Genomic DNA, 25438 nt, shown 5'->3' with positions numbered 1-25438 from the left:
CCGGGTTTGATTGCATTGAAACGGATTTCGCTGCCTCTCGCCTGTCGGCTTCAACGCAGAATTCCAGTGGTTCCGAGATCCTGAAATCAAACACGACCTAAATTGCCAGCACCAATGCCAGTATCGACGCGCCAAGTAACGTCATCCCGGCAATCTCTCGCCGGGTGATGGTTTCACGGAAAAACAGCAGCGAAGCGAACAGGCTGAGCAGCAGTTCGACCTGCCCCAGCGCTTTGACATAGGCCGCGTTCTGCAGCGTGAAAGCAAAGAACCAGCAGAACGAGCCGCAGAGGCTGGTCAGGCCAACAAATACGCTGGTTCGGCGGGTCTGCCACACTGCAATCAGTTCTGATCGGTCGCGCCATAACAACCAGATCCCCATGCTGAGAAACTGGAACGTCACTACGAAAGCCAGCGTAACCAGCGCGCGGAACCACGCGTCGATATCGCCAAGCTCCAGCGAAGCACCGCGATAACTGACCGATGAAAACGCGAACAGCACACCCGACCCCAGCCCCAGCCGCGACGCGCGGTTGGTCAGGTGCTTCCACCATGCTCCGTCACCTCCGGGTGATTTTGACAGCAGCAGCACCGCCATAAGACCCAGAATAATCGCCGCCAGCGCCCCGGCCGAGACCTGATCGCCGAGCACCAGAAAACCGACAATGGCGGTCTGGATCACCTCGGTTTTCTTAAAGGTAATCCCGACGGCAAAGTTGCGTTGTTTGAACAGGGCCACCACGCAGATGGTCGCCAGAATTTGCGCCGTTCCACCGATCACCGCAAACAGCCAGAACTTTGCCGTCAAAGTCGGCAGGCTGAGCCCGGTCAACTGCAGCGCCAGAAACAGCCCCAGCAGCGCCAGCGGCATCGAATAGGCAAACCGGGCAAAGGTCGCGCCAGCCGCAGTCAGTTTCACGGTGCTGAGCGACTTTTGCAGCATGAACCGCACGGTCTGGAATGCGGCGGCGGCGATTGTGACGGGAATCCATAAACTCATGGATTCCCTTGTGTCGTCAAATCAACCCTTTGGCCATAGAGGATGCGCTACTGGGTCTTTCGATCTCAGGAAGTATGACCGGAAAATCTGCGCGTATGAACGGTAAACATAGGCCTCATTCCGGGCCTGATACTGCTCTTTTTCAGCGCGGTACAGCGCGGGCAACCGATACCAAGGCGCGCCGGGTTTCATATGATGAACGACGTGCAGATTGTTGTTCAGAAACAGAAAAGCCAGCGGTCCACGATCTTCGATGATCACTGTACGGGCGCCGGAGTTTTCATGCGCGCGGTGCTCCAGAAAGGTGCGGATTTTGACTAGACCCAATCCGAAATAAGCGGATAGCACATAAGCCCAGATCGGCATTTGGGACTGCGCGACAATCCACAGGACCACAACGACTCCGGGCAGATGAAGTGCCCAAGCCTGCAGTACATCACGACCGCCACGCAACTCATTGCGTATGAAAACGGTCTGCCCGATGGCTGGACCCAACACGATCCGCCCCAGCAGAGTATTGTTCACACTCAGTAACCGCCGTTGCCAACCGGGCAAGGTGCTCCAGACCTGCGGGTCCAGATAGTTGGATTCGGGGTCGTCATAGGGATCGGTCAGCGTTTCATCCCGGTGATGCGCCAGATGCAGGTCGCGGAATCTCTGATACGGGATGAACAGGGTCAATGGCAGCGCCATCAGCATCTCGTTCAGCCATTTTGTACGGAACGGGTGCCCATGCAACGCCTCATGCGTGAGTGAAGAGTGCAGCGCTGCCACCACTGCCATCATCGGAATCGCCAACCACAGCGGCAGCAGAAACACAACAGCCAGCCAGGCGCCATAACACGCCACGATCAGGGCCAACGTGCCCCACTCGGGGGTTGATGGCCTAAACATTGCGGCCCCACGAAATACCCGACCAGATACGTTCGTAAATCACGTACATGGTCAGACCGATGGCCGTATTCACAATCGCCAGCGTGCCGCCAATCGCCGCCGACCCGGTGGCCAACAAACCCACCAGCGTCATCACGATCAGGCCCATTACATTCCACAGCAGCGCTTTCACGACTGATCTTCGTCGTGTTTCCATTCCGTCACCCATATTATTGTTATGTATTTAAAATTACGGGTTGCCGCGCCCGTTGAAAATTCTGAATATGATTAACAAAACTCATCATCTGTGATATTTTCCATCAAATGCAGGATAAAATCGACAAACGAGACCGCGCAGCGCAGTTCCGCCTGCGACTTGCCCGGGCCATGGAAGAGCGTCACGTCAGCCAAAGTGCGTTGGCGCGACATATCGGTGTGGATCGCTCGACCGTATCGCAGCTTTTGACTGATGAGGGCGCGCGCCTGCCGAATGCGCATGTGGTTGGTAGCTGCGCGTCGGCCCTTGGGGTGTCTGCAGACTGGCTGCTGAGCCTTTCAGACCGACCGGAAAGTGCGGCGGAATTGCTTGCCAGTTCCCTGACCATGACCGAGGCCCCCCGCGCACTGGTGGACGAGCGTATTTTCGAATGGCACCAGGAGGCTGCGGGCTATAAAATCCGTTACGTTCCAGCGACTTTGCCAGATATGTTAAAAACACGTGCCGTGCTGGAATGGGAATACGCGCCGCATCTTGGCCGGACTGCGGATCAGGCCATCGGTGCCTCGGCGGACCGGCTGACATGGATGCGCAGTGCCCAGTCGGATTACGAAATCGCCATGCCACTGTATGAGATCGACAGTTTCGCCTACGCCTCGGGCTATTACGAAGGTCTCTGCCCCAACATAAGGCTGGAACAGATTGACCACCTGCTGGAGATTTGCGAACAGCTCTACCCCCGTCTACGCATTTATCTTTTTGATGCAAAAAGGCTCTATTCGGCCCCGGTGACCATTTTCGGCCCACTTCTGTGTGTGTTCTACGCAGGCAGCCACTATATGGCCTTCCGCGACCGCGACCGGATCGAGATGTTTACACGTCATTTCGACCGCCTGGTACGCGAGGCCGACCTGACCGCGCGCGACTTTCCGGACCACCTCAGACAGCTGCGCGCGGCGATTTCCGGCCCACCCCAGAGTTGAGGATGCACCTGCGGCGTTCTTGTGCTATCGTCCTTCGGCGCGAACCTTCGGGTATTCCGATCATAGACGGGAGGACGACAGGAATGGACGCACTACAAACCGCTCAATACGCACGAGCCCTCTATACCGCTCATGGTGATCAGGCCGAGGCGGAGGCTGCAAAAAAAATGCGCGAATGCGAAGCCGCCGGGAATATGCAGCAAGCGCAGGACTGGCAGGCGGTCCGTCAGACCATCCGCCAATTTCGTGGGCCAAATCAGGGCTAATTCGGTTTAGATTTTCGGGTCAGGGTTCACCGTATGACCATCTACGGCTATCACCTGGCCCGACACCAACCGCGCCGCGTCCGAGGCGAGGAACACGGCCATATTGGCAATATCCTGCCCTTCGACGAACCGGCCCATCGAGGTGCCGGCAGCATAGCCGTCATAGACCTGATCCCGGGTCATACCCTTGGCGGTCGCTTCGCGGGCCAGCACGCCCTCCATCCGCGGGCCTTCAACCGCACCGGGGCAGATGACGTTGCACCGCACACCGTGTGACCCAAGCTCCATCGCCAGCGTCTTGCCCAATCCGATCACGCCCCATTTCGCCGCCGCATAGGGCGCGCGGTTTGGGTATCCGTATTGCCCGGCGGTGGATGACGTGATCAGTACCGCTCCGCCGCGTTGCCGTTTGAGGATCGGTGCCGCGTATTTCGCGCACAGGAACGCCCCCTCTAGGTTGACCGCTAGACAGAACCGCCACTCATCCAACGCCACGTCCTCGACCGAAGCGGTTGGGCCAGCAACGCCTGCATTTGCACAAAGCGTATCCAACCCGCCCCACGTAGCTTCGATGTCTGCGAACAACGTGGACACGGCAGTTTCGTCCGCCACGTCCACGTCCGAGCGCTGCCAATGCCCAGGACAACCGTCCAGCGCGGCCTTGTTCACATCCGCCACCCACACCTGCGCGCCAGCTGCATCGAAGGCTTTAGCCATCGCCCGACCAACGCCCGAAGCACCGGCGGTGATCAGAACGCGCCCGCTCATGCTGGTTTCCGGATCGCGGCACCGGCGCCTTCCGGATACGGCAAACCGGCCTGTGCTTCGGCGATACGGGCCATTGCGGCCTCGATTTCGGCCGAAGGAGCGCTGGGGCGACGGGTTTCAAGGCTGACATGCAGCAGGAAGCTTTCTCCTGTAGCGATCAGCTTGTCGCCCTCATACATGCTGTGGAAGACATGCAGCTTCTTACCCTGCCCCAGCAGCATCTGCGTGCGAATCTCGATCTTTGCGCCCGCGTGAATCTCATCGATGTAACGGATGTGGTTTTCGGCAGTGAAATAGCTGCCGCCCAAGGCGATATAGTCCGCGTCACAGCCGATGATCTCCATGAACCGGTCGGTCGCGTCCGCGAAGGCCTCAAGGTAGCGCGCCTCGTTCATGTGACCGTTATAGTCGGTCCAGTCCAAGGGCACCGCGCGGGAAACGGTCAGGATCGGCTGGCTCAGATCAGCCTGCTCCATCGTCGGCAACGCGCCGGGTTTCAGCGCCGCGTCATGCTGGTTCAGCACCGCGCCCGCACCCCAGTTCTGCGCCTTCAGGGCCCGCATCATGCCAACAAGGTTGTTGTCACGAATACGCTCCAATTCGCGGATCGAATGCATCCCCGATTGCGCATCCGACTGATCGGCAATCATGTCGACCAGCTCATCCGTGAACTCGGGCACGTCCATCAGCTTGGTCCACGGCCATTTCAACGCAGGCCCGAACTGCGCCATGAAATGCCGCATCCCGGCCTCACCGCCCGCCACTCGGTAGGTTTCGAACAGACCCATCTGGGCCCAACGGATGCCAAAGCCCATGCGGATCGCTTCGTCGATCTCTTCGGTGGTGGCAATGCCGTCCTTGACCAGCCACAGCGCCTCGCGCCAGACGGCCTCAAGGAAGCGATCGGCGATATGCGCGTCGATCTCCTTTTTGACGTGCAGCGGGAAGAAACCGACCGATTTCAACAGCTCCTGTGCACGCTCAACCATCTCGGGCGCGTTCTTGTCTGTCGGCACCAGCTCGATCAGCGGCAACAGATAGACCGGGTTGAACGGATGCGTCACCACGATCTGTTCGGGGCGCAGAGCACCGTCCTGCAATTCGGACGGTTTGAACCCGCTTGTCGAAGAGCCAATGATCGCGCTTGGATCACATGCCTCTTGCAGGCCCTTGTAGACCTTCAGTTTCAGGTCCAGCCGCTCGGGCACGCTTTCCTGAATCCACGCTGCATCCTGCACCGCCTCAGCCATGTCATCATGGAAAGTCAGCGCGCCTTCGGGCGGCAAAGGCACATTGCTCAGTCCGGGCAGCGACCGCCGGGCGTTGTCCAGAACCTCGCCAATCTTGCGCTCGGCCTCGGGGTCCGGGTCAAAGATCCGAACATTCCAACCGTTCAGAAGAAACCGCGCGGCCCATCCGCCGCCGATAACACCGCCGCCAATGATCGCTGCTGTATTTGTCATTTCGCTCTTTCATTCATATAAATCCTCCGGTCAGGAACCAGAGAAACGTCAACATCCAACCGCCTAAAAAGGCGATCCCGGCAACTTGGCCCGCGTTGCGGAAGCGACGCAAAACAAGCGCGGAAACGCTTCCGATCCCAATGATGACACCACACCACCAAGCGCCAACTACAAGAAAGGCGGCAGGTGATGTAAAGCCGGTCGCTTCGGTCAGCGGCACAAAATAAGCGGCCAAAAAACCCAAAACGACCAGAAGAACAGCCCATGCGGGGCCGGTCCACCAACGGGCTTCAGATTGAAGATAAGCAGTCAAGCCAAGCATCGACGCGACGAGAAGAGAAAAGAAAAACAGTATAGTCATTCTTAACTCGCTACCGCCCTAGAAAACGTTTGTCACGCCGAGTTTTGCCGCTTTACGCACTGACCGGCGCTCGCTTCACCAGCCCCAGCTTGTCACGCACTTCCTGAGCACCGATCACCCGCGCGCCCATGTTTTCGATGATGGTTCCGGCACGCTCTACCAGTTGCCAGTTCTCCGCCAGCACGCCCTTGTCCAGCCACAGATTGTCTTCCAGACCTACGCGCACATTGCCTCCCGCAAGGACCGCGGCCGCCGCAAAGGCCATCTGGTTACGCCCCAATGAAAACGCGCTGAAGGTCCAGTCGTCCGGCACGTTGTTCACCATGGCCATGAAGGTGTTCAGATCATCCGGTGCGCCCCACGGCACGCCCATGCACAGCTGGACCAGAGCATTAGGTTCCAGAATGCCCTCTTTCACCAGTTGTTTGGCAAACCACAAATGACCGGTGTCAAACGCCTCGATCTCGGGCTTCACGCCCATATCGGTCATCATCTGCCCCATTGCCCGCAACGCGCCGGGGGTGTTGGTCATGACATAATCGGCCTCGGCAAAGTTCATGGTGCCGCAGTCCAGAGTACAGATCTCGGGCAGGCACTCGGCGATATGGGCGACTCGCTCCGAGGCCCCGATCATATCGGTCCCCGCCTCGTTCACCGGAAATGGATTTTCGACGCCACCGAACACGATATCCCCGCCCATCCCGGCGGTCAGGTTCAGTACCACGTCCACATCGGCATCGCGAATACGGTCCGTCACCTCACGATACAAGTCCAGACGGCGGCTGGGTGCGCCGGTCTCGGGGTCCCGCACATGGCAATGCACCACGGCCGCCCCCGCCTTGGCCGCGGCAATGGCACTATCGGCAATTTGCTGCGGCGAGCGCGGCACGTGCGGGCTGCGATCCTGTGTTCCACCAGAGCCGGTAACGGCGCAGGTGATGAAGACTTCGCGGTTCATTTCCAGAGGCATGACGTTTTCCCCAAGTTATACCCGGTTTTACCGTGGGTTTTCCCCAGGCTTCTCCCCGGATTCCGAATTGCGTTACCCTCAACTCTGACGCAGCCTTGTAGAAACACTTGCCAGAATGCGAATCGAACTTGATGAAATCCGCAAAAAACATACTCCAACCCGAACATCGCGCCCTGAAAACGGCGGTGCTGGTGCTGGACGAATGCAATACGCTCAGCTTCGCCTCGGCTGTTGATCCGATGCGCGCTGCCAACCGGTTGGCTGACCGTCCGGCATTCGATTGGGACTATGTGACCGCAACAGCAGAACCAGCGATGCTGACAAGCGCGCTGAGCGTGCCGGGCGTCCCCCTGGCAAGGTTGCAAAGTTGTGATCTGATGATCGTGGTGGCCGGATTCCAACTGGCGCGCCACGCCACACCCAGCCTGCTGGCCGGCCTGCGCCGCATCGCGGGCACCGGCGCGACGATGGCCGGCATTGACGGGGGGCCCTGGCTGCTCGCCGAGGCCGGACTGCTCGACGGCCACACCGCCACGACCCATTGGGAAGACCTCGACAATTTTGCGGCCCGTTTCCCCCAAGTGGACGTGCGACCTGACCGGTTCACCGTGTCTGGTAACCGCCTGACGTCAGGTGGTGCGATTCCGGCAGTCGAAATGATGCTGCACATCATCGCCGCCCGCCACGGCGCAGGTTTTGCCGCGCGTGTGTCCGGCCTGTTCCTTTATGACGGTATGCCGGACCCCGCAAAACCGCAAAGCCGGACCGGAGCCCCTCATCGCCATACCGCCCTGACTTCCAAGGCGAATTCGCTGATGCAATCGTCCCTCGACGAGCCGCTTCCGCTGGCTGATATTGCCGAAACCCTGGGCACCAGCCCCCGCACCCTGCAACAGCAATTCCGCCTGCGCCTGAATACCACGCCGCAGGATCACTACCTGCAATTGCGCCTGGCCGAGGCCCGCCGTCTGGTCACCGACACCGACTTACCGCTGATGGACGTGGCGCTTGCTACGGGGTTCGCCTCTCAGTCCAGCTTCGCCCGCGCCTTCCGCACCGCCCACGGCCTGTCGGCCCGCGACCTGAGGCAAGAGCGCACGCAGCCTACCCATCACTGACGGAATCCTCTTACAAAGGCCAGAAATATACCCCCGGATTGCCTACAACGCAGCGGGGGCAATCCCCCTAATACGGCATCGGATACGCGCGGTGCGTCTGGCCAATCTCGGCCACGACCTCATCCGACAACCGTTGGTCTTTTCCAGCCAGAATATGCTCTAACTGAGCCACGGTGGTCGCTCCAAAAATAGCGGACATCATGAACGGTCGCGTCTGACACCAGGCCAGCGCCATGTGAACCGGGTCCAGCCCATGCCGATCGGCGATCTCAAGATAGGCTGCAACTGCATCAAAGACCCGATTTGATTTCCTCCCGCCCATCTCGGCTACCAACGACATTCGCGAACCTTCGGGAACTGCTCCACCCTGATATTTGCCGGTCAGAAAGCCCGCTCCCAGTGGAGAAAAAGCCATAAGCCCTACACCCTCGTGTACGCTGAGTTCCGCCATATCCGTATCGAAATGACGGCAAAGCAGTGAGTATTCGTTCTGCACTGAAGCCACCCGCGGCGCGCCCATCTGCTCGGCAATCCGCAACCATTGCGCGGTGCCCCAGGCGCTTTCGTTCGACAGGCCAAAGGCGCGAATGTTGCCCTTGTCGACCTGCGCCTGCAGCGCCGCGAGGCAGTCCTGCATGTTGTCCAGAACTTCGTTGGTGTTGTGTCCTGATGGCGAATAGTTCCAGTTCTGCCGGAACATGTAACTGCCCCGGTTCGGCCAGTGAAACTGGTAGAGGTCAATGCAATCCGTCTGCAAGCGCCGCAGTGAGCCTTCAATCGCATCGGGAATGGTTTCACCCGAAATCCACGCACCATCGCGGGCATGAGCGAACCCAGCGCCCGAATGCTTGGTCGCCAGAACATAGTCGCCCCGCCGCGACGGGTTGGCGCCGTTCCAATTGCCCAAGATCTCTTCGGTACGGCCCACGGTTTCTTTCGAGATTGGGTTGACCGGGTACATCTCTGCGGTGTCGACGAAATTGATTCCGGCTTCCAGCGCCATGTCCATTTGCGTGTGGGCATCGGCCTCAGAGGTCTGCGTGCCAAAGGTCATCGTGCCAAGACACAGGTCGGTCACCATAATGCCGGTGCGGCCCAACGGCTTCATTTCCATCTGTCGCTCTCCTGAGGTTCTTTTTTAGCCCGCGACTTATGCCTCGGCCTTTTTCTCCCACCGGCCCGATTCCTCGGACCAGTATTGCGCCGCGCAGCCCGCGCCGGTCAGGGCTTTCCATTGTCCCCGCGCGTGCTGAACAGCTTCGCCATCATTACCGTCGAACAGGATACAGACCCGTTCCAACGCCGCCGCTTCATCCGGATCCACCGGTGCCCCGTCAACGGCCATGACACAGGCCGGTTCATTGGCGGCCTCGGGTCCGGTTGTCAGCAAAATGGGCTGCACCGCGTCATGCGCGCCACCTTCGCGGCCATGTGGCAGGAACCCTTCGTCAGGTCCCAGCCACAGCTTTTCATCCAGCCAGTCCATCCGCGCGGGATCAGTGCCCCGCACGGCGATCTTCCACCCGGCCTGTCGCGCCTTATCCAACAGAACCGGCAAAGTGTGTTCCAGCGGTTGCCGGGTCAGGTGGTAGAAATATACGGCGCCCATAGGATTACTCAAAATTGTCCTGCACAAGACGGCTGAGTGCGCGAACGCCCCAACCTGTGGCCCCTTTGGGCGCATAAGAGGTCTCGGACGACACTGACGCCACACCCGCGATATCGAGGTGAATCCACGGCGTCTCCTCTTTCACGAACCGCTGCAGGAACTGCGCGGCGGTGATCGAGCCCGCCGGGCGACCGCCCACGTTCTTCATGTCCGCGATGCGCGATTTCAGTTGCTTGTCATAGGCCTCGCCCAGCGGCATACGCCATGCACCCTCGTCCTCGACCTTGGCCGATTTCAGGAAGGCATCGCAGAACGTGTCGTTGTTCGAGAAAACACCCGCATTCTCATGCCCCAGACCGATGATGATCGCACCGGTAAGCGTTGCCAGATCAATCATGCCCACGGGCTGGAACCGCTCCTGCGCGTACCACATCACGTCGCACAGAACCAAACGGCCCTCGGCATCCGTGTTGATGATCTCGACCGTGTCGCCCTTCATCGATTTGACCACGTCACCCGGACGGGTCGCGTTGCCTGAGGGCATGTTCTCGACCAGACCCACCAGCCCGACCACATTGGCCTTGGCCTTGCGCTTGGCCAGCGCGCGCATGGTGCCCGCGACGACACCCGCGCCACCCATGTCCATGGTCATGTCTTCCATACCGCTTGCGGGCTTGAGCGAGATACCACCGGTATCGAACACAACCCCCTTGCCGACCAAGGCCAGCGGCGCGTCGTCCTTATCGCCACCGTTCCACTGCATCACCACAACCTTCGAGGGGCTGACCGAGCCCTGCCCCACGCTCAGCAGCGTACGCATGCCAAGTTCGGCCAGTTTGTCCTCTTCCAGCACTTCGACTTCGAGCCCCAGCGCCTCCATCTCAGCAAGACGGTCGGCGAATTCGGTGGTGGTCAGAATATTGGCGGGTTCGTTGGTCAGGTCGCGGGTCATACGCACACCGTCGGCCACAGCGTATTGCGGGGCAAAGGCGGCCTCGACCTCATCGGCCTTCTGGTGGCTGATTGTAACGGTTCCGACCTCGTCCTGTTCCTTGGTCTTGTGCGCGTCGAAATCATAGCTGCGCAGGGCGATGCCCATGGCGATGTCCTCGGTGCGCACCTGATTGCCCGCCATCACCAGCAGGGCTTTACCTCCCGCCAGCTTGGCCAGCGCGGCACCGGCCTTGCGCGCCTCGGCCGTGTCGGGACGGCGCGGCAGAACCACGATGTCCAGCGCCTCGGCCGCCATACCGCCGGGCCACGCCAACGAGATCACATCACCCGATTTGACCTTTTCGAAGCGGGCGCTTTCGATCAGCCGAGCAACCGCACCGCGGGTCAGACGATTGGCGCGACGCACCGCAGGGCTCATTTTGCCCTCGGGCGATACGATCACAACCACACGCCCTTCCGCCTGTGCCATTATGTCCACGTCAAAGGTTTGAAACCGGATCGGTACAAGACTGCTCATTGCAAACTCCTCAAAATCTGTTCCCCAAGACCTAGCCCGCGCCGGGCGGCTTGACCAGATAGCAGTTTTCCCCGCGTACCAATTGCATTACAGTCCCCGAAAAATTCCGGCAGGATCGGGGGAGAACGAGTTGGCGAGACAGGGCAGGCATAAGCCGGTGCGCATCCGCGCAGGCGACGGTGAATCCGGCCCGATGATCGCCCGTTTCCCCAAGAATGCCCGCTGGGCGGAGGCGCATTCGTGATCCTCGACCGCTATTTCGCCCGCCGGTTCATTCAAAGCTTTCTGGTCATCGGCGGCATTTTCCTGACCCTGCTGATTCTGATCGACCTGGTCGAACAGGCCCGCCGGTTCGACTCGGAAAACCTGTCCTTCGGCGCATTGTTGCACCTGACCTTGCTGAACACACCAGCGGCGATCAGCGAAATGCTTCCGCTGCTGGTGATCTTGTCTACCATCGCACTGTTTGTCGGGATGGCGCGCAGCTCGGAACTGGTGGTGACCCGCGCCATCGGGCGGTCGGGTATCCGGGCGCTGCTGGCGCCCGTGACACTGGCGCTGGTGATCGGTGCTCTTGCAGTCGCCTTGCTGAACCCGATTACTGCCGCCACGTCCGAGGAGTTTCGGCGCCTCTCCGACACCTATAAGAACAATGGCGACTCCGCCCTGTCCATCACCAGCGAAGGGCTTTGGCTGCGTCAGGGATCGGCAGATGGGCAATCAGTTATTCATGCCCGCGGCACCACGAATGCTGATACGCTGGAGCTGATCTGGGTAACAATCATCTCGTTTTCGCCGGATGGCAAACCGACGCAGCAGATCGTTGCCAATCGGGCGCGGCTGTCAAACGGTTCGTGGATTCTGTCCAACGCAAAAATCTGGTCTCTGGCCGATGACGTGAACCCCGAAGCCGTCGCCGAGGCTCACGCGCAGATCGAAATCCCGACCACCCTGACACGGCAACGCATTCTGGACACGCTGGGTCAGCAGGATTCGGTCTCGGTCTACGACCTGCCTCAACTGATCCGCGACCTCCGCGAAGCTGGGTTTTCCACCAAACAATATGAGGTCTGGCTGCAGGTACAGCTTGCGCGGCCCTTATTTCTGATGGCGATGGTGATGATCGGCGCGGCCTTCACTATGCGCCATGTGCGCTTTGGCGGCACTGGCATAGCGGTTCTGTCCGCCGTTCTACTGGGCTTTGCCATCTATTTCGTTCGCAACTTTGCCCAAATACTCGGGGAAAACGGTCAATTGCCAATCGTCGTCGCGGCCTGGGCTCCGCCCTTTGCAGCCATTCTTCTGTCCCTCGGCCTTCTGCTTCATGCGGAGGACGGCTGATGCGGATCATATCCCATCTTCTGCTGTCAGGCGCGGTTGCGCTGGCACTGCCAACCGGTGCCGTGGGCCAAACCCAACCTACTCCCGGTCCGGCGCAGGATGTCCAACAGGAAGACCAGCCCGCCCTGCTGGTCGCGGACGAGATTTTCATCACGCCCGAACGCGTGCTGGTGGCCGAAGGCAATGTCGAGGCCTTTCAGGGCGATGTCAAAATCACTGCCGACCGCATCACTTATGACCGCGAGACCGGTGCGCTGTCGCTGGAGGGTCCGATCCGGATCGATGAGGCCGGCGCGACGACGATCCTGGCAGATTCGGCGGAACTGGATGACAGTATTCAGAACGGTCTGCTGATCGGTGCCCGGATGGTGTTTGACCAGCAGGTTCAAATCGCCTCGGTTCAGGCCACCCGCGCGGCGGGCAGATACACGCAGTTCAGCAAGGTCTCTGCCACCTCGTGCCACGTCTGCGCCAATGGCAAGCCACCGATCTGGCAGATTCGCGCGCGAAAGGTCACGCACGATCAACTGGAGCGTCAGCTCTATTTTGAAGGGGCGCAGCTGCGGGTGCTGGACGTGCCTGTGTTCTATTTCCCCTATTTGCGGCTGCCGGACCCGACCCTTGAACGCGCCACAGGATTTCTGGTTCCATCGATCCGGACAACATCACAACTGGGAACCGGCGTGCAGGTGCCCTATTTCATCAAGCTGGGGGACCACAAGGACCTGACGCTGACCCCCTATGTCTCGTCCAAGACCAAAACGCTTGGACTGCGCTATCGGCAGGCGTTCAAGAACGGTCGCATCCAGCTTGAGGGCGCATATACCCGCGACGACCTGCAACAGGGCGAGGATCGGGGATACCTGTTTGCCAATGGCTGGTTCAACCTGAACGACGGATACCGATTCCTGTTCAACGTCAGAACCACGTCCGACGACGCCTATCTGGCTGACTACGGCCTGCCTGATCTCGACCGGCTGCGAAGCGAGGTCGCCCTTGAGCGGATCAGGCGCGACACCGCCTTCCGCACCAGTTTTATCCACTACAAAACCCTGCGCGATAGCGAAAACCAGGATGAAATCCCGTCCCGGATCTTCGACCTGTACTATCAGAAACGCATGTTCCCCACGACTCTGGGCGGCGAGGTCCGGCTGAGCTTCATCACGCACGCGCATGAGCGTACCAGCGACGAAGACGTCCTCGGCCGCGATATCGCCCGCGCCACCTTTGATGCGGAATGGCTGCGCAACTGGACCTACGCGTCAGGTCTGCGGGCTGAGGCGCGTGTGGGTACGTCAGTTGATACGTTCAACATACGCCACGACAGCAATTTCCCAGATCAGGTGACCCGGGCCACGCCCCGTGCGGCGCTGACGCTGCGCTATCCGATGCGAAAACGGGAAACGTCCGGAGCGACCCAGATTCTTGAACCGATTGCCCAGGTTGGCTGGACCCATGTGACCGACGACGATGTTCCCAACGACGAAAGCACCTTTCAGGAATTCGATCAGGGTAACCTGTTGTCGTTATCCCGGTTTCCGGCACCGGACCAGCGCGAAGACGGCTTGACCGGCGTCATTGGCGTCAACTGGTCGCGCTATTCTGCCGGCAACTGGCGGGCTTTGGCCACGATCGGCCAGGTGTTTCGCGCCGATGCGGACCCAAATTTCAACCTGACCTCCGGTTTGCAGGGCACGAGCTCGGATCTGTTGCTAGCCGGTCAGATTCAGACCCCAAATGGCTGGTCTCTGGCCGGACGCGGCCTTCTGAACGGGGATTTAAGCTTTGCCAAGGCCGAACTTCGTGCCGCATGGCAGCAATCAGAAATGGGCGTCACCGGCAGTTATGTCTGGCAAGAGCCCGATCCGGCGGAAAACGTGGATGACGAGATTTCCGAGGTCTGGTTGACCGGACGTTACCGTGTGGATCAGAACTGGAACACAACCGCCCTGGCACGCTATGACCTGAGCGAATCCGAACCGATCCGTTATGGGTTGGGGGTCACGTATCAGAATGAATGTGTGCAGGTTAACATGAACGTCAGCAGGCGCTATACCTCGTCATCAAGTATTGAGCCTTCGACAGAATTCGGCTTTACCGTAGCCCTGACGGGTTATTCCGTTAACAGTGGCGGCCAACAGTACAAGAGAAGATGCAGTTGATTTCAGGTTTCACCAGTTTCCTTCGCTCCGGTTGGCTAAAACCGGTCACCCCTTTGCTGGTCGGGGCAATGCTGGCTTTGACGTCGCCTCAGGCCGATGCGCAAAGCCTGTTTTCGCCGGCGATCAAGGTCAACCAGGATATCATCACGTGGTACGAGCTGGACCAGCGGCAACAGTTCCTGACCGCTCTGGGTGCACCCGGCGCGTCTGAGGACGCAGTGCGCAAGACTTTGATAGACGAGCGGCTGCGCAAACAGGTCATGCGCGACGCCGGAGTTCAGGCCGCGCCCGAAGACATTCAAGTCGGCATCGACGAATTTGCCGCGCGAGGACAGTTGTCGACCGATCAGTTCCTGCAATTGCTGGCCGATCAGGGCGTCGATCGTGAAACAGTTCGTGATTTCGTCGCCGATCAAATTACCTGGCGCGACTATGTCAGCGCGCGTTTCCTGTCGCAGGCGCGCCCGACCGATGACGAGATCAACCGCGCGCTGGGACAAACCGACAGCGGCGGCCTGCAGGTCCTGTTGTCAGAAATCATCATCCCGGTGAACCAGCAGACCGTGGCACAGGCCGAGTTGCTGGCCGAGGAGATTTCCCAGTTGGAAGGCTTTGATGCTTTTTCAGCTGCAGCGACTCAATATTCGGCCGCTGCCACGCGCGATAATGGCGGACGGTTGGACTGGCTGAACCTCTCGAGCCTGCCACCGGCGCTGCAACCGGTGATCATCGGGCTGAAAAACGGCGATATCACCCAACCACTGACCCTGCCCAATGCCATCGCTCTGTTCCAGATGCGCGGCCTGCGCGAGGTTGCGACAGGCACCACCCGCTATTCCGAAATTGATTATGCAGTCTACAACATGCCCGGTGGCCGCAGTGCCGACACCTTGGCCAAGGCGGCCCGGCTGAGGGAAGAGATCGACAATTGCGATGACCTCTACGGCATTGCCAAGGATCAGCCCGCCGAAGTGCTGCAGCGTATTCAGGCCAGCCCTGGCGAGATCCCCCGCGACGTGGCGCTGGAGCTTGCCAAGCTAGATCTGAACGAAGTCTCCACAACGCTGACCCGAAACAACGGCCAGACATTGATGTTCCTGATGCTCTGCACCCGTACCCGCGACCTGGGCGAAGAGACGACGCGCACAGACGTGGCAAACGCGCTTACCCAACAACGGCTCGAGGCCTTTGCGAACAGCCTGCTGGCGCAGCTTCGCGCCGAAGCAACCATAATCGAACAATGACAACCCCGATCGCGCTCAGCTGCGGAGACCCGGCCGGTATAGGTCCGGAAATCGCAGCCAAAGCCTGGTCGGAACTGCGCGACACCTGCCCGTTTTTCTATATCGGTGACGCCACCCATTTGCCGTCCGACACACCGGTTGCGCGCATCACGCACCCTTCCGAGGCGGCGAATATCTGCGCCAACGCCCTGCCGGCTCTGCATCTGGAGTTTCCTGCCCCCAACGTTCCGGGTCAGCCGGACCCGGCCAACGCGCCCTACGTCATCGACGCTATTGAACAGGGTGTCTCGCTGGTACGATCCGGTGCGGCCTCGGCGCTATGCACTGCGCCCATCAACAAGAAGGCCCTGATCGACGGGGCGGGGTTTGGCTATCCCGGCCATACAGAGTTTCTGGCCGCCCTCGCGGATCGTAGACACGTGGTGATGATGTTGGCCAGCGACCAATTGCGCGTGGTGCCCGCAACCATTCATATCCCTCTTTCGCAAGTACCCTCGGCCCTGACACCGGATCTGCTGTGCGAAACCATCTCCATCACTGCCGACGGCCTGCGCCGCCAGTTCGGTATCTCACATCCCCGCATCGCCGTTGCGGGACTGAACCCTCATGCGGGCGAAGGCGGCAAGATGGGCCGGGAAGAGCTGGACTGGATCACCCCGCTGATTGAAACACTGACCACCGACGGCTACACGGTCACCGGCCCGCACCCCGCGGATACGATGTTCCACGCCGCCGCTCGCGCGACTTATGACGCGGCGATCGCGATGTATCACGATCAGGCGCTGATCCCGATCAAGACGCTGGATTTTGATCGCGGCGTGAACGTGACGCTGGGCCTGCCCTTCATTCGCACCTCACCCGACCACGGCACCGCGCTTGATATCGCGGGAAAAGGCGTCGCCACACCCACCAGCCTGATTGAGGCCCTGAAACTCGCGCAACGCATGGCACAAAGCTCTTGATCCTTCACTTGGCTCCAAATATCCCCGCCAGAGTCAAAAAATCTCTGGCGCATTACCCGAAACCCGCGCCACGGTAACCGGATCATGAGCGCAATAGACAACCTCCCCCCTCTGCGCGAGGTCATCGCAGCACACCAGCTCTCAGCCCGCAAGTCGCTGGGCCAGAACTTCCTGCTGGACCTGAACCTGACCGCCAAGATCGCGCGTCAGGCCGGAGACCTGACGAGTTGCGACGTGCTGGAAATCGGCCCCGGTCCCGGAGGTTTGACCCGCGGGCTGCTATCCGAAGGCGCGCGCAAAGTCGTGGCGGTCGAAAAAGACACCCGCTGCATCGCCGCCTTGAACGACATCGCCGCCGCCAATCCCGGTCGGCTCGAGGTGATCAATGGTGACGCATTGGAAATCGACCCGCTGGCGCACCTGACCCCGCCGATACGAATAGCGGCCAATCTGCCCTATAACGTTGGCACTGAGTTGCTGGTCCGCTGGTTGACCCCACCCGAATGGCCGCCCTTCTGGCAGAGCCTCACCCTGATGTTCCAGCGCGAGGTCGCCGAGCGTATCGTCGCCCAGCCTGGCAGCAAGGCCTATGGCCGCCTCGCCATCCTCGCCCAATGGCGGGCCGAGGCGCGTATCGCCATGTCCCTGCCCCCCGGTGCCTTCACCCCGCCGCCAAAAGTGTCGAGCGCGGTGGTGCACCTGACTGCTCTGCCCGAGCCCCGCTATCCTGCCGACGCCGCGACCCTGTCACGCGTCGTCGCGGCAGCCTTCAACCAGCGCCGTAAGATGCTGCGCGCCTCATTGAAAGGCGTCGCCTCGGATATTGAAGATCGTCTTTTGGCGGCTGGTATCCAGCCCACGGAACGGGCCGAGCAAGTACCGCTTGAGGCATTCTGCGCGCTGGCCCGTGAAGTGAAAAAAGGCTGAGTACAAATGAAAAAGCCCCGGAAATCCCGGGGCTTCTGCAATTTCCGTACCAGCGCTTACTCGGCTGCTTCCGGCGCGTCCCCATCCGTCTTGGGCGCATCCTCGGCAGGCGGTGCTTTGGGTTTACGAGCCCGGGGCTTACGAGCAGGTTTTTCCTTCTTCTCCGGTGCCGGGGCCGACTCGGACCCTTTGTTTTCCGGCGTCTCGACCAAACCGCTTTCGGGTGCGGCCTCGGGCGCGCCGAAATCCATCACGTCGGGCTGCGGCGCATCGGCCGGGTCGGCCTGGCGGGCCGCTTCGCGTTCCTGGCGTTCGGCGCGTTCGCGGTCACGCTCGGCCTGCCGCTCGCGATTCTGGCGCTCCTGCTCCTCGCGACGCGCTTCCATCTCGCGCTGCGCTTCACTCAGAAGGCGCAGGTAATGCTCGGCGTGCTGCTGAAAATTTTCGGCAGCCACACGGTCATTCGACAGCTGTGCATCGCGCGCCAACTGATTGTATTTATCAATGATTTGCTGGGGCGTACCGCGCACCTTGCCTTCAGGACCCGAGCTGTCAAAAACCCGGTTAACAACGTTGCCGCCAGAAGGACGATTGCGGTTATTCTTGGCCCGCGAGCGGGATTTGGAAGATCTCATCTTACTTTACGTCAGCCTTGTCATTCGGTGCCGATGAAGTCGCGTCCTGCACTGCTCAATGGCTTTAGCCGTCACGCGATGTCGACTTTTTTGGGCTTGGCGTCAGGGGCCCGCTGAAACAGCGTCAACCTCTCCGACTATCTCTGAGTAAGCATGTCCAGCGCGCGCAGACAAGAGGTTTGTCCAAAAATTTGCAGCTTTTTTACATTAATCGGCGTTTTTCAGCCTCACCTCACGCCGTATTTACGGCAATCTGGCCAGAACTACACGATCACGGCCATCCAGATCGGGAATGATACGCGTTTCGGCCAATCCCGCCGCCTGAAACAAGGATGCGACGCTTTGACCCTGTGTCGGGCCAATTTCTACCAGAATCCGCCCACCCGACATCAGGAAATCCGGCGCTGCGGCCGCAATATGGCGGTATGCGCCAAGCCCGTCGCCCTCATCCGTCAGGGCCATCCGGGGCTCATGCTCACGCACTTCGGGCGACAGGTCGTCCATTTCGGAAAGCGAAATATACGGTGGATTTGAAACAATCAGGTCGAATTCGCCTTCAATGTTCTCAAACCAGTCCGAGCGCAATATCTCAACGCGTCCCTGCACCTGATGCTGTACCGCGTTGGCGCTGGCTTGCAAACAGGCGGATTCGCTCAAATCCGCACCGATCCCACTGGCGCTGGTGCGCTCGGCCAGCAACGTGATCAGGATGCAGCCGGAGCCAGTGCCCAGGTCCAGCACATGCTCGAACGGTTCGCTTAGCGCCGCCTCGATCAGGGTCTCGGTTTCGGGCCGCGGGTCCAGCACGTCACGGCTGACACGAAACTGGCGACCATAGAATTCACGCTCACCCAACAGATGCGACACCGGCACCCGAATGGCCCGCAGCGAGATCAACTGGTCATAGCGTTCGGCAATTTCGGGCGAGAGTTCCTCGGGCGCGATCAGCGTGACACGGCTGGCCTCGATCCGTGCGGCATGGGCCAGCAATACCCGTGCGTCCCGCGCCGGATCGGCCACCCCTGCGGCACGCAGGCGCGCGGTGGCGACGACCATTGCCTGCGCTGCTGTCAAAGCCGCGATCATTGCGCCATCTCCGCCAGCAAACGCGCCTGATCGTCGGCGGTCAGCGCGTCAATTACCTCGTCCAGATCGCCCTGCATGACCTGATCCAGCTTATACAGCGTCAGATTAATGCGGTGATCTGTCATACGGCCCTGCGGGAAGTTATAGGTTCTGATCCGTTCGGACCGGTCGCCCGAACCCACCTGACTGGCACGATCCGCAGAGCGTTCGCTGTCGATGCGTTGCCGCTCCAGATCATACAGGCGCGTTTTCAACACCTGCATCGCGATCTCGCGGTTGCGGTGCTGAGACTTCTCGGAACTGGTCACCACCAGACCGGTCGGTAGGTGCGTGATCCGCACAGCCGAGTCTGTGGTGTTCACGTGCTGCCCGCCCGCGCCGGAACTACGCATGGTGTCGATGCGAATGTCATTGGCATCAATCTGGATGTCCACATCCTCGGCCTCGGGCAGAACCGCGACGGTGGCGGCCGATGTATGGATGCGCCCGCCGCTTTCGGTTTCCGGGACACGCTGCACCCGGTGTACTCCGGATTCGTATTTCAACCGGGCAAAGACATTGTCGCCCTTGATATGGGCCACCACTTCTTTGATCCCGCCCAAGTCCGACGCCTGTTCCTCGATAATCTCGAACTGCCATCCGCGTGCTTCGGCATAGCGCTGATACATGCGCAGCAAATCACCCGCGAACAGCGCGGCCTCATCCCCGCCAGTGCCTGGACGGATTTCCAGCATCGCGGGTCGCGCATCGGCCTCATCCCGGGGCAGCAGTGCCAGTTGCAGAGCATGTTCCGCCTGGGGGATGCGGGCCTGAAGGTCGGGGATTTCCTCCTCGGCCAGTTCTTTCATGTCGGGGTCGGCCAGCATCACCTCGGCCTCGGCCAGATCGGCGACCAGCTGCCGCCAGGCCATGATCTGATCAACCACCGGCTTGAGGTTCGAGTATTCCTTGGCCAAAGCCGCAATATCGCCGCCCGAGGCGCCGTCTGCCATGGCCGCTTCGAGGTACTGGAATCGCTGGGTTATCTGTTCAAGGCGTTCTTCGGGGATCATTCGCGCGGTGTCTATCAATCCGAAGCTTTGGTCAAGTGCCGTCCCTGTGCTAAGCTGACGCGTATGACACGTTTGGCGCTTGTATTCCTGCTGTGCGCGACCCCTGCCATGGCCGATGTTGTCGGCCCCAAAGGCAAGGTACAAGACTGTTATTGCACCGATAAATCGGGATCGCGCATCGAGTTGGGCGAGATGATCTGCCTGCAGGTCGATGGACGCATGTTCACCGCCCAGTGCCAGATGTCGCTGAATGTACCGATGTGGCGCGAGGTGCAGGAGGGGTGTTTGTCTTCAAATTTACAAACTGACAGGCCTACCCCGGACGCGCCCAATAATCTTGCTAGCGCCCTATAGGTGTCAAAAGTCTTCCCAGTTGCTTAAATTCTGCCGCTTGCGCTGCCGAAGGATCGTGATTTCCGACAATCCCGTAAGAAAATAACCGAATGCAGCGGACATCAGAACGAACATCGCCAGCAAACACATTGGAACATCGGTCACCAAGAACATTGCCAACCCCCAAACGCCACCAAGGATCAGTGGATCATAGGCAAATCGAGATACTGTCGTTCGGTAATACTGAGGTCGTGGCTCGAACCCGATTTTCCTGAGAATACGGGTAATCGGCGGCGTCACACCCCTTTCCTGTAGCCCCGCATTCTACAGCTCCGCAGTTGCGCGTTGATACTTTCTTTCATAGTCACTCATACTACCCATATGGGAATAAATTACGTGAATTCAAGCTATTGAAGAACCGCCAGCCACCCATCGACCCGGGTTTTGTTCACGCCAAAATCCTTCCGGCCGAACCTCAGGCGGGCGTGGATTCGAAGTGTATCCTCGTCCTGCTGAACGGTTGTGTAATCGGGAAAACCGATCACCTTGGTTCGGGTGACATAGGTGATCATCCCCTCACCCACCGATCCGGCCAGCACCGTGGTGCGTGGCGTCGCCTTTGCAATGGCGTCCAGCCGGGCCAGGCCGTCCGGCCCGGTTTCAATCACCCGAAGGGCGCCGCCTTGCATGTCGAGATCGGCCCCGCCCACAGGTGCCACATGCCATATCCCGGGGTCGGATGGGGCCAAACGAATATAGGCACCCACAAGCACCACCGAACCGACGATCAGCCAAAACACCTTCTTCTTCATCCCGAACCCGTTCTTTTCGAAAGCATTATTCGCAACGGCGCGCCGGACAAGGTACCGATCCCCCTACCGTTGCGTCACGCCGGGCAGGATGCACAGCATCTCGAACAGCAGGTTCGCGGCCGTCAGCGCCGTGTTGCCCGTGGGGTCATAGGGCGGAGAAACCTCAACCAGATCGCTGCCCACTACATTCGTCCCGGCCAGCGCGTGAATCAGTTGCAGCGCCTGCGGTGTCGTCAGGCCTCCGATCTCGGGTGTGCCGGTGCCGGGTGCAAAGGACGGGTCCAGGCTGTCGATGTCATAGGAAATATAGGTTGGGTGGTCCCCGACCGTTTTGCGGATTTGTGAACCGATCTCAGTCAGGTTCTGCTGCCACAACTCCCACGCCGGGAACTGGCGGAAGCCCCAGCCCTTGGCCTCGGTAAAATCGCTGGCAGCATAGCCCGAGCCGCGAATGCCGATCTGGAAGGTCTTGTCGGGGACGATCAGCCCTTCTTCGTAGGCGCGACGAAACACTGTACCGTGGGTTTCCTTTTCGCCGAACATCTCGTCATTCACATCCGCATGGGCGTCAACATGCACCAACGCCACCGGGCCGTGTTTGGCCGCGATCGCCCGCAGGATCGGCAGGGTGATCGAGTGGTCCCCTCCCATCGCAACGGGTGTCACACCCTGCGCCAGAATGGCGTCATAGCTTTCCTTGATGATCTTAAGGCTATCGGCCAGCGAAAACGTATTAATCGCCAGATCGCCGATATCCGCAATTTGCAGACTGTCGAACGGCGCCGCGGAGTTGGCAATGTTATAGGGCCGGATCATCGCACTTTCGCTGCGAATTTGCTTTGGCCCGAACCGCGTGCCCGACCGCCACGAGGTACCGATATCGATCGGAATGCCCAGAACGGCCACATCCAGCCCGGCCAACGTATCCGCCTGCGGCAAGCGCATGAATGTATTCGGCCCGGAAAACCGCGCCAGATCATTGCCGCTGATGGGTTGGTTAAAGTCTGTCATTTTCTTCCTCGACAAGCCCCAGAGTGTTTGCTTTACGAACCCTTTCGAAGTTCGCGCAAATTTTCCGAAACATCATCATTATTTGGATAAGAAAAGCTTAACGACATTTGTGCGTCTTCATCAAAATCCCACCGCGCATAAACCACTATGCGGCGTCTTTTGTCGTCTCGAGGGTGGCTCTGCCAAACCATAAATGCCGGCCATGCCTCGATTAAGCCTTCAGGGTCGCGGACCAGATGTGAAAACACTCTTTCGACAAAAACCGAGACCCGCTCATCCATCTCCTTCGCAGATCGCGCATCTAACGCGCGCAGCGTGTCCGTTACACTACATTCTCGTCGCGAATAGCGTAGCAGCATCACGGATTGAGGATCGGCCCAAGTATAACCTTCTACCGACCTTAACGGAACAAGTGCCTCATCTGGCTCAAGAAATCGTCCTTCTGCGAACGGTAAGCAATACGTTTCAAACAGATCAAGCGCGGATTGAACACGGTCCACGGGTTGGTGAAAATATTCACGTCCGAAATAGCCTATGGGCAGGCCAATCGTAACTATGCAGCACCAGATCAGCGCCTTTTGGATTTTCATACCAGCTTGTTCCACCCCAAAAGGCAAATGATCTGGGTCGCCACATGAGCCCCGGCAATCGCCGTTGCGCCGGATGTATCATAGGGTGGAGAGACCTCGACCACGTCGCCGCCCTTGATGTTGATCCCGGCGATGTCGCGCAGGATGATCTGCGCCTGAATGGAACTCAGCCCGCCCCAGACTGGTGTGCCGGTGCCGGGAGCAAAAGCCGGGTCCAGGCCGTCGATGTCAAAGCTCAGGTAAACAGGGCTGTCGCCGAGGATGCCCTTGATCTTTTGCGCCACGGCGGCGGGGCCGGACTCGTAAACCTCGCGTGCGTCGATGATATTGACACCCAACGTATCCTCGTTGGTGGTGCGGATGCCAACCTGAACCGAGCGTTTGGGGTCGACGATCCCCGACTTAACCGCCTTGTAGAACATGGTTCCGTGATCCACGCGGGTCATGTCGTCATCGGCCCAGGTATCTGTATGCGCATCGAATTGCAGCAGGGACATGGGTCCATATTTTTCAGCGTAGGCTTTCAGGATCGGAAAGCTGATATAGTGATCCCCGCCCAGCGAAACCGAGGCCACGTCGGCCTCCAGAATGGTTCGGATGTGATCGGTCAGAGTATCCGGAAAAGCCGGGATATTGGCGTAGTCATAGGCCACATCCCCATAGTCCACGATAGCCAACTCGCTGAGCGCATCAAATGGCCAGCCATAGGGCGCATCCGGTGATTGCAGCGCGCTGGCCTCTCGGATGGCCCGGGGCCCCAGCCGGGTGCCGGGGCGGTTGGTCACCGCCTGGTCGAACGGCACACCGGTCACGGCAATATCAACACCCTTCAGGTCCTTGGTGTAAAGCCGCCGCAGAAACGAGGTAGCGCCGCCAAAGGTGTTCTCGAATGACAACCCTTTGAGGTCCGGGTTAGTGAACGCCTCATCCACCTGATTTTTTGCGTCTTCCAGTGCCATGTCTTTCCCCTATCAACCCAGCGGCTGCGCCTTTTCCACGATCCGTGCAAAGAACGAAGCTCCCACCGGCGCGATCTCGTCGTTGAAATTGTATTTCGGATGGTGCAGACCAGCTCCCTCGCCCTGCCCAAGGAACAGATAGGCGCCCGGTCTAGCTTGCAGCATGTACGAGAAATCCTCGGCCCCCATCTCGCGACCCGCATTGGCAGTCACGCGGTCAGCGCCTGAGATTTCGCGGGCCACGCCAGCGGCGAAACCTGCCTTTTCAACGTCGTTGATCGTGGCTGGGTAATTCACCTCATAGTCAAACCGGGCCTCAACCCCGTAAGAGGCCGCCTGCCCCTGCACGATCTGCTCCATCCGTTCCATTACCATTTTCTGAACGGCCGGATCAAAGGTACGCACGGTACCGTTGATGTAGGCCGTATCCGGAATCACGTTATTAACTGTACCGGTGTGGATTTGCGTGACCGAGACGACCAGATCATCCAAAGCATAGTGGTTTCGGCTGACAATGGTCTGGATCGCCTGCGCGATACCACAGGCGGCCATCACAGGATCGCGTGTCTCATGCGGCATAGCCCCGTGCCCACCAACCCCCTGAATATAAACGTGAAACGTGTCCACCGCTGCCATAATTGGACCCGGTGTCGTGTGAAAATCTCCCACAGGAATCCCCGGCGCATTGTGCAGCGCATAGATCTCAGAAATGTCGAACCGGTCCATGATCCCCTCTTCGACCATTACACCGGCACCGCCGCCATCTTCTTCGGCAGGTTGAAAAATCAACGCGACGCGGCCCGCAAAGTTCCGTGTCTCAGCCAGATAACGTGCGGCCCCCAGCAACATCGCGGTGTGCCCGTCGTGGCCGCAGGCGTGCATCTTGCCGGGCTTCTTCGAGGCATATTCGACACCGGTCTCCTCGGGGATCGGCAACGCATCCATATCGGCACGCAAGCCGATGGTCGGGCCTTCGGTCTGCCCGTTGATGATTGCCACAATACCGGTTTTGGCGATCCCATCGTGCATTTCATCCACGCCAAATTCACGCAAGCGCTCTGCGACAAAGGCTGCCGTCTCATGACATTCAAACTCCAGTTCGGGGATGGAATGCAGGTGCTGCCGCCACGCGGCCATATCGGCAGAGAAATCGGCAATTCGGTTGACGACGGGCATCTGGGGTGGACTCCTGATCCTGACTGCGGAATGGATGCATCTGACACCG

27 protein-coding genes and 1 pseudogene are annotated in these 25438 nt (G+C 59.6%); 9 read left to right on the top strand and 19 right to left on the bottom strand.

All coding sequences use genetic code 11. From position 1 onward, the window contains the following. Positions 1–97 precede the first annotated feature (97 nt). From ACR0IM_RS01325 to ACR0IM_RS01315, 3 genes are read right to left on the bottom strand one after another with little or no spacing between them, the layout of a single operon-like run. Positions 98–1000 (bottom strand): EamA family transporter, encoded by a 903-nt coding sequence (locus ACR0IM_RS01325; protein ID WP_480680600.1) that lies wholly within the window; start codon positions 998–1000, stop codon positions 98–100. A gap of 21 nt (positions 1001–1021) precedes the next feature. Next, complete coding sequence (locus tag ACR0IM_RS01320; protein ID WP_480680599.1) at positions 1022–1894, bottom strand: fatty acid desaturase; 873 nt, start codon at positions 1892–1894, stop codon at positions 1022–1024. Further along, positions 1887–2090, bottom strand: a complete 204-nt coding sequence (locus tag ACR0IM_RS01315; protein ID WP_480680598.1) for a DUF2061 domain-containing protein — start codon at positions 2088–2090, stop codon at positions 1887–1889. Before ACR0IM_RS01315 ends, ACR0IM_RS01320 begins: the two co-directional genes overlap by 8 nt. A gap of 107 nt (positions 2091–2197) precedes the next feature. Between ACR0IM_RS01315 and ACR0IM_RS01310 the strand changes: the two genes are divergently transcribed. Further along, positions 2198–3073: a helix-turn-helix domain-containing protein gene (locus ACR0IM_RS01310; RefSeq protein ID WP_480680597.1), complete on the top strand. Its 876-nt coding sequence runs from the start codon at positions 2198–2200 to the stop codon at positions 3071–3073. An 83-nt stretch (positions 3074–3156) separates the two neighbouring features. After that, entirely contained in the window at positions 3157–3339 is a 183-nt protein-coding gene (locus ACR0IM_RS01305; RefSeq protein WP_480589400.1) for a hypothetical protein, read from the top strand. 6 nt (positions 3340–3345) lie between these two features. Here the strand turns inward: ACR0IM_RS01305 and ACR0IM_RS01300 are convergent, their stop codons facing one another. Genes ACR0IM_RS01300 through bcoG form a run of 4 tightly spaced genes read right to left on the bottom strand, consistent with a single transcriptional unit; the run spans position 3346 to position 6901 of the window. Further along, positions 3346–4107, bottom strand: coding sequence for an SDR family oxidoreductase (locus ACR0IM_RS01300; RefSeq protein WP_480680596.1), 762 nt, complete (start codon positions 4105–4107; stop codon positions 3346–3348). Continuing rightward, a complete protein-coding gene (locus ACR0IM_RS01295) occupies positions 4104–5570 on the bottom strand; it encodes a carnitine 3-dehydrogenase (RefSeq protein WP_480680595.1) in 1467 nt (488 codons plus the stop codon). Before ACR0IM_RS01295 ends, ACR0IM_RS01300 begins: the two co-directional genes overlap by 4 nt. Positions 5571–5583: 13 nt before the next feature. Further along, positions 5584–5931 (bottom strand): hypothetical protein, encoded by a 348-nt coding sequence (locus ACR0IM_RS01290; RefSeq protein ID WP_480680594.1) that lies wholly within the window; start codon positions 5929–5931, stop codon positions 5584–5586. A 52-nt stretch (positions 5932–5983) separates the two neighbouring features. Then, positions 5984–6901, bottom strand: a complete 918-nt coding sequence (bcoG, locus tag ACR0IM_RS01285) for a 3-dehydrocarnitine:acetyl-CoA trimethylamine transferase BcoG (RefSeq protein ID WP_480680593.1) — start codon at positions 6899–6901, stop codon at positions 5984–5986. A gap of 131 nt (positions 6902–7032) precedes the next feature. On the opposite strand from bcoG, the gene ACR0IM_RS01280 reads away from it, so the two are divergent. Continuing rightward, positions 7033–8019, top strand: a complete 987-nt coding sequence (locus tag ACR0IM_RS01280) for a GlxA family transcriptional regulator (RefSeq protein ID WP_480680592.1) — start codon at positions 7033–7035, stop codon at positions 8017–8019. Positions 8020–8086: 67 nt separating this feature from the next. Here ACR0IM_RS01280 and ACR0IM_RS01275 read toward each other — a convergent pair whose 3' ends face one another. The 3 genes from ACR0IM_RS01275 to ACR0IM_RS01265 are packed head-to-tail and all read right to left on the bottom strand — an operon-like array spanning position 8087 to position 11099. Next, positions 8087–9133: an aldo/keto reductase gene (locus ACR0IM_RS01275; RefSeq protein WP_480680591.1), complete on the bottom strand. Its 1047-nt coding sequence runs from the start codon at positions 9131–9133 to the stop codon at positions 8087–8089. Positions 9134–9169: 36 nt separating this feature from the next. After that, entirely contained in the window at positions 9170–9628 is a 459-nt protein-coding gene (locus ACR0IM_RS01270; protein WP_480680590.1) for a DNA polymerase III subunit chi, read from the bottom strand. Between the two features lie 4 nt (positions 9629–9632). Beyond that, a complete protein-coding gene (locus ACR0IM_RS01265) occupies positions 9633–11099 on the bottom strand; it encodes a leucyl aminopeptidase (RefSeq protein WP_480680589.1) in 1467 nt (488 codons plus the stop codon). Between the two features lie 240 nt (positions 11100–11339). Between ACR0IM_RS01265 and lptG the strand changes: the two genes are divergently transcribed. From lptG to rsmA, 5 genes are all read left to right on the top strand, one after another. Further along, positions 11340–12440, top strand: coding sequence for an LPS export ABC transporter permease LptG (gene lptG, locus ACR0IM_RS01260; RefSeq protein WP_480589415.1), 1101 nt, complete (start codon positions 11340–11342; stop codon positions 12438–12440). After that, positions 12440–14602 carry an LPS-assembly protein LptD gene (locus ACR0IM_RS01255; RefSeq protein ID WP_480680588.1) on the top strand — a complete coding sequence of 721 codons (2163 nt, stop codon included), beginning with the start codon at positions 12440–12442 and terminating at the stop codon, positions 14600–14602. The genes lptG and ACR0IM_RS01255 overlap by 1 nt, the downstream gene beginning before the upstream one ends. Continuing rightward, entirely contained in the window at positions 14593–15846 is a 1254-nt protein-coding gene (locus ACR0IM_RS01250; protein WP_480589419.1) for a peptidylprolyl isomerase, read from the top strand. Before ACR0IM_RS01255 ends, ACR0IM_RS01250 begins: the two co-directional genes overlap by 10 nt. Continuing rightward, positions 15843–16808 carry a 4-hydroxythreonine-4-phosphate dehydrogenase PdxA gene (gene pdxA / locus ACR0IM_RS01245; protein WP_480680587.1) on the top strand — a complete coding sequence of 322 codons (966 nt, stop codon included), beginning with the start codon at positions 15843–15845 and terminating at the stop codon, positions 16806–16808. The genes ACR0IM_RS01250 and pdxA overlap by 4 nt, the downstream gene beginning before the upstream one ends. An 84-nt stretch (positions 16809–16892) precedes the next feature. Next, positions 16893–17735, top strand: coding sequence for a 16S rRNA (adenine(1518)-N(6)/adenine(1519)-N(6))-dimethyltransferase RsmA (gene rsmA / locus ACR0IM_RS01240; protein WP_480640228.1), 843 nt, complete (start codon positions 16893–16895; stop codon positions 17733–17735). Between the two features lie 56 nt (positions 17736–17791). Here the strand turns inward: rsmA and ACR0IM_RS01235 are convergent, their stop codons facing one another. From ACR0IM_RS01235 to prfA, 3 genes are all read right to left on the bottom strand, one after another. Further along, positions 17792–18370 (bottom strand): DUF4167 domain-containing protein, encoded by a 579-nt coding sequence (locus ACR0IM_RS01235; RefSeq protein ID WP_480589425.1) that lies wholly within the window; start codon positions 18368–18370, stop codon positions 17792–17794. Positions 18371–18613: 243 nt separating this feature from the next. Then, positions 18614–19456: a peptide chain release factor N(5)-glutamine methyltransferase gene (gene prmC / locus ACR0IM_RS01230; RefSeq protein WP_480640227.1), complete on the bottom strand. Its 843-nt coding sequence runs from the start codon at positions 19454–19456 to the stop codon at positions 18614–18616. After that, complete coding sequence (prfA, locus tag ACR0IM_RS01225; protein WP_480680586.1) at positions 19453–20508, bottom strand: peptide chain release factor 1; 1056 nt, start codon at positions 20506–20508, stop codon at positions 19453–19455. Before prfA ends, prmC begins: the two co-directional genes overlap by 4 nt. A 63-nt stretch (positions 20509–20571) precedes the next feature. Between prfA and ACR0IM_RS01220 the strand changes: the two genes are divergently transcribed. After that, entirely contained in the window at positions 20572–20862 is a 291-nt protein-coding gene (locus ACR0IM_RS01220) for a hypothetical protein (protein ID WP_480640225.1), read from the top strand. Positions 20863–20865: 3 nt separating this feature from the next. Here the strand turns inward: ACR0IM_RS01220 and ACR0IM_RS01215 are convergent. The 6 genes and pseudogenes from ACR0IM_RS01215 to ACR0IM_RS01190 all read right to left on the bottom strand — a co-directional run. Continuing rightward, a pseudogene (locus ACR0IM_RS01215) lies at positions 20866–21150 on the bottom strand (DUF6404 family protein); the annotation flags it as partial. Positions 21151–21248: 98 nt separating this feature from the next. Then, entirely contained in the window at positions 21249–21653 is a 405-nt protein-coding gene (locus ACR0IM_RS01210) for a DUF1499 domain-containing protein (RefSeq protein ID WP_480680585.1), read from the bottom strand. Positions 21654–21716: 63 nt separating this feature from the next. Next, a complete protein-coding gene (gene speB, locus ACR0IM_RS01205) occupies positions 21717–22664 on the bottom strand; it encodes an agmatinase (RefSeq protein WP_480680584.1) in 948 nt (315 codons plus the stop codon). Between the two features lie 32 nt (positions 22665–22696). Beyond that, the gene (locus tag ACR0IM_RS01200) at positions 22697–23254 is read right to left on the bottom strand and encodes a hypothetical protein (protein ID WP_480680583.1); all 558 of its coding nucleotides are present in this window, start codon (positions 23252–23254) and stop codon (positions 22697–22699) included. Then, positions 23251–24213, bottom strand: coding sequence for an agmatinase (speB, locus tag ACR0IM_RS01195; protein ID WP_480640220.1), 963 nt, complete (start codon positions 24211–24213; stop codon positions 23251–23253). The genes ACR0IM_RS01200 and speB (ACR0IM_RS01195) overlap by 4 nt, the downstream gene beginning before the upstream one ends. A 12-nt stretch (positions 24214–24225) precedes the next feature. Further along, positions 24226–25389: a M20 aminoacylase family protein gene (locus ACR0IM_RS01190; RefSeq protein WP_480640219.1), complete on the bottom strand. Its 1164-nt coding sequence runs from the start codon at positions 25387–25389 to the stop codon at positions 24226–24228. Between the last annotated feature and the right edge of the window lie 49 nt (positions 25390–25438).

This window comes from Ruegeria sp. BF6 (genome assembly GCF_056538665.1).
The sequence above is the reverse complement of the archived record's forward strand: the minus strand, read 5'-3'. Positions and strand labels throughout refer to the sequence as shown.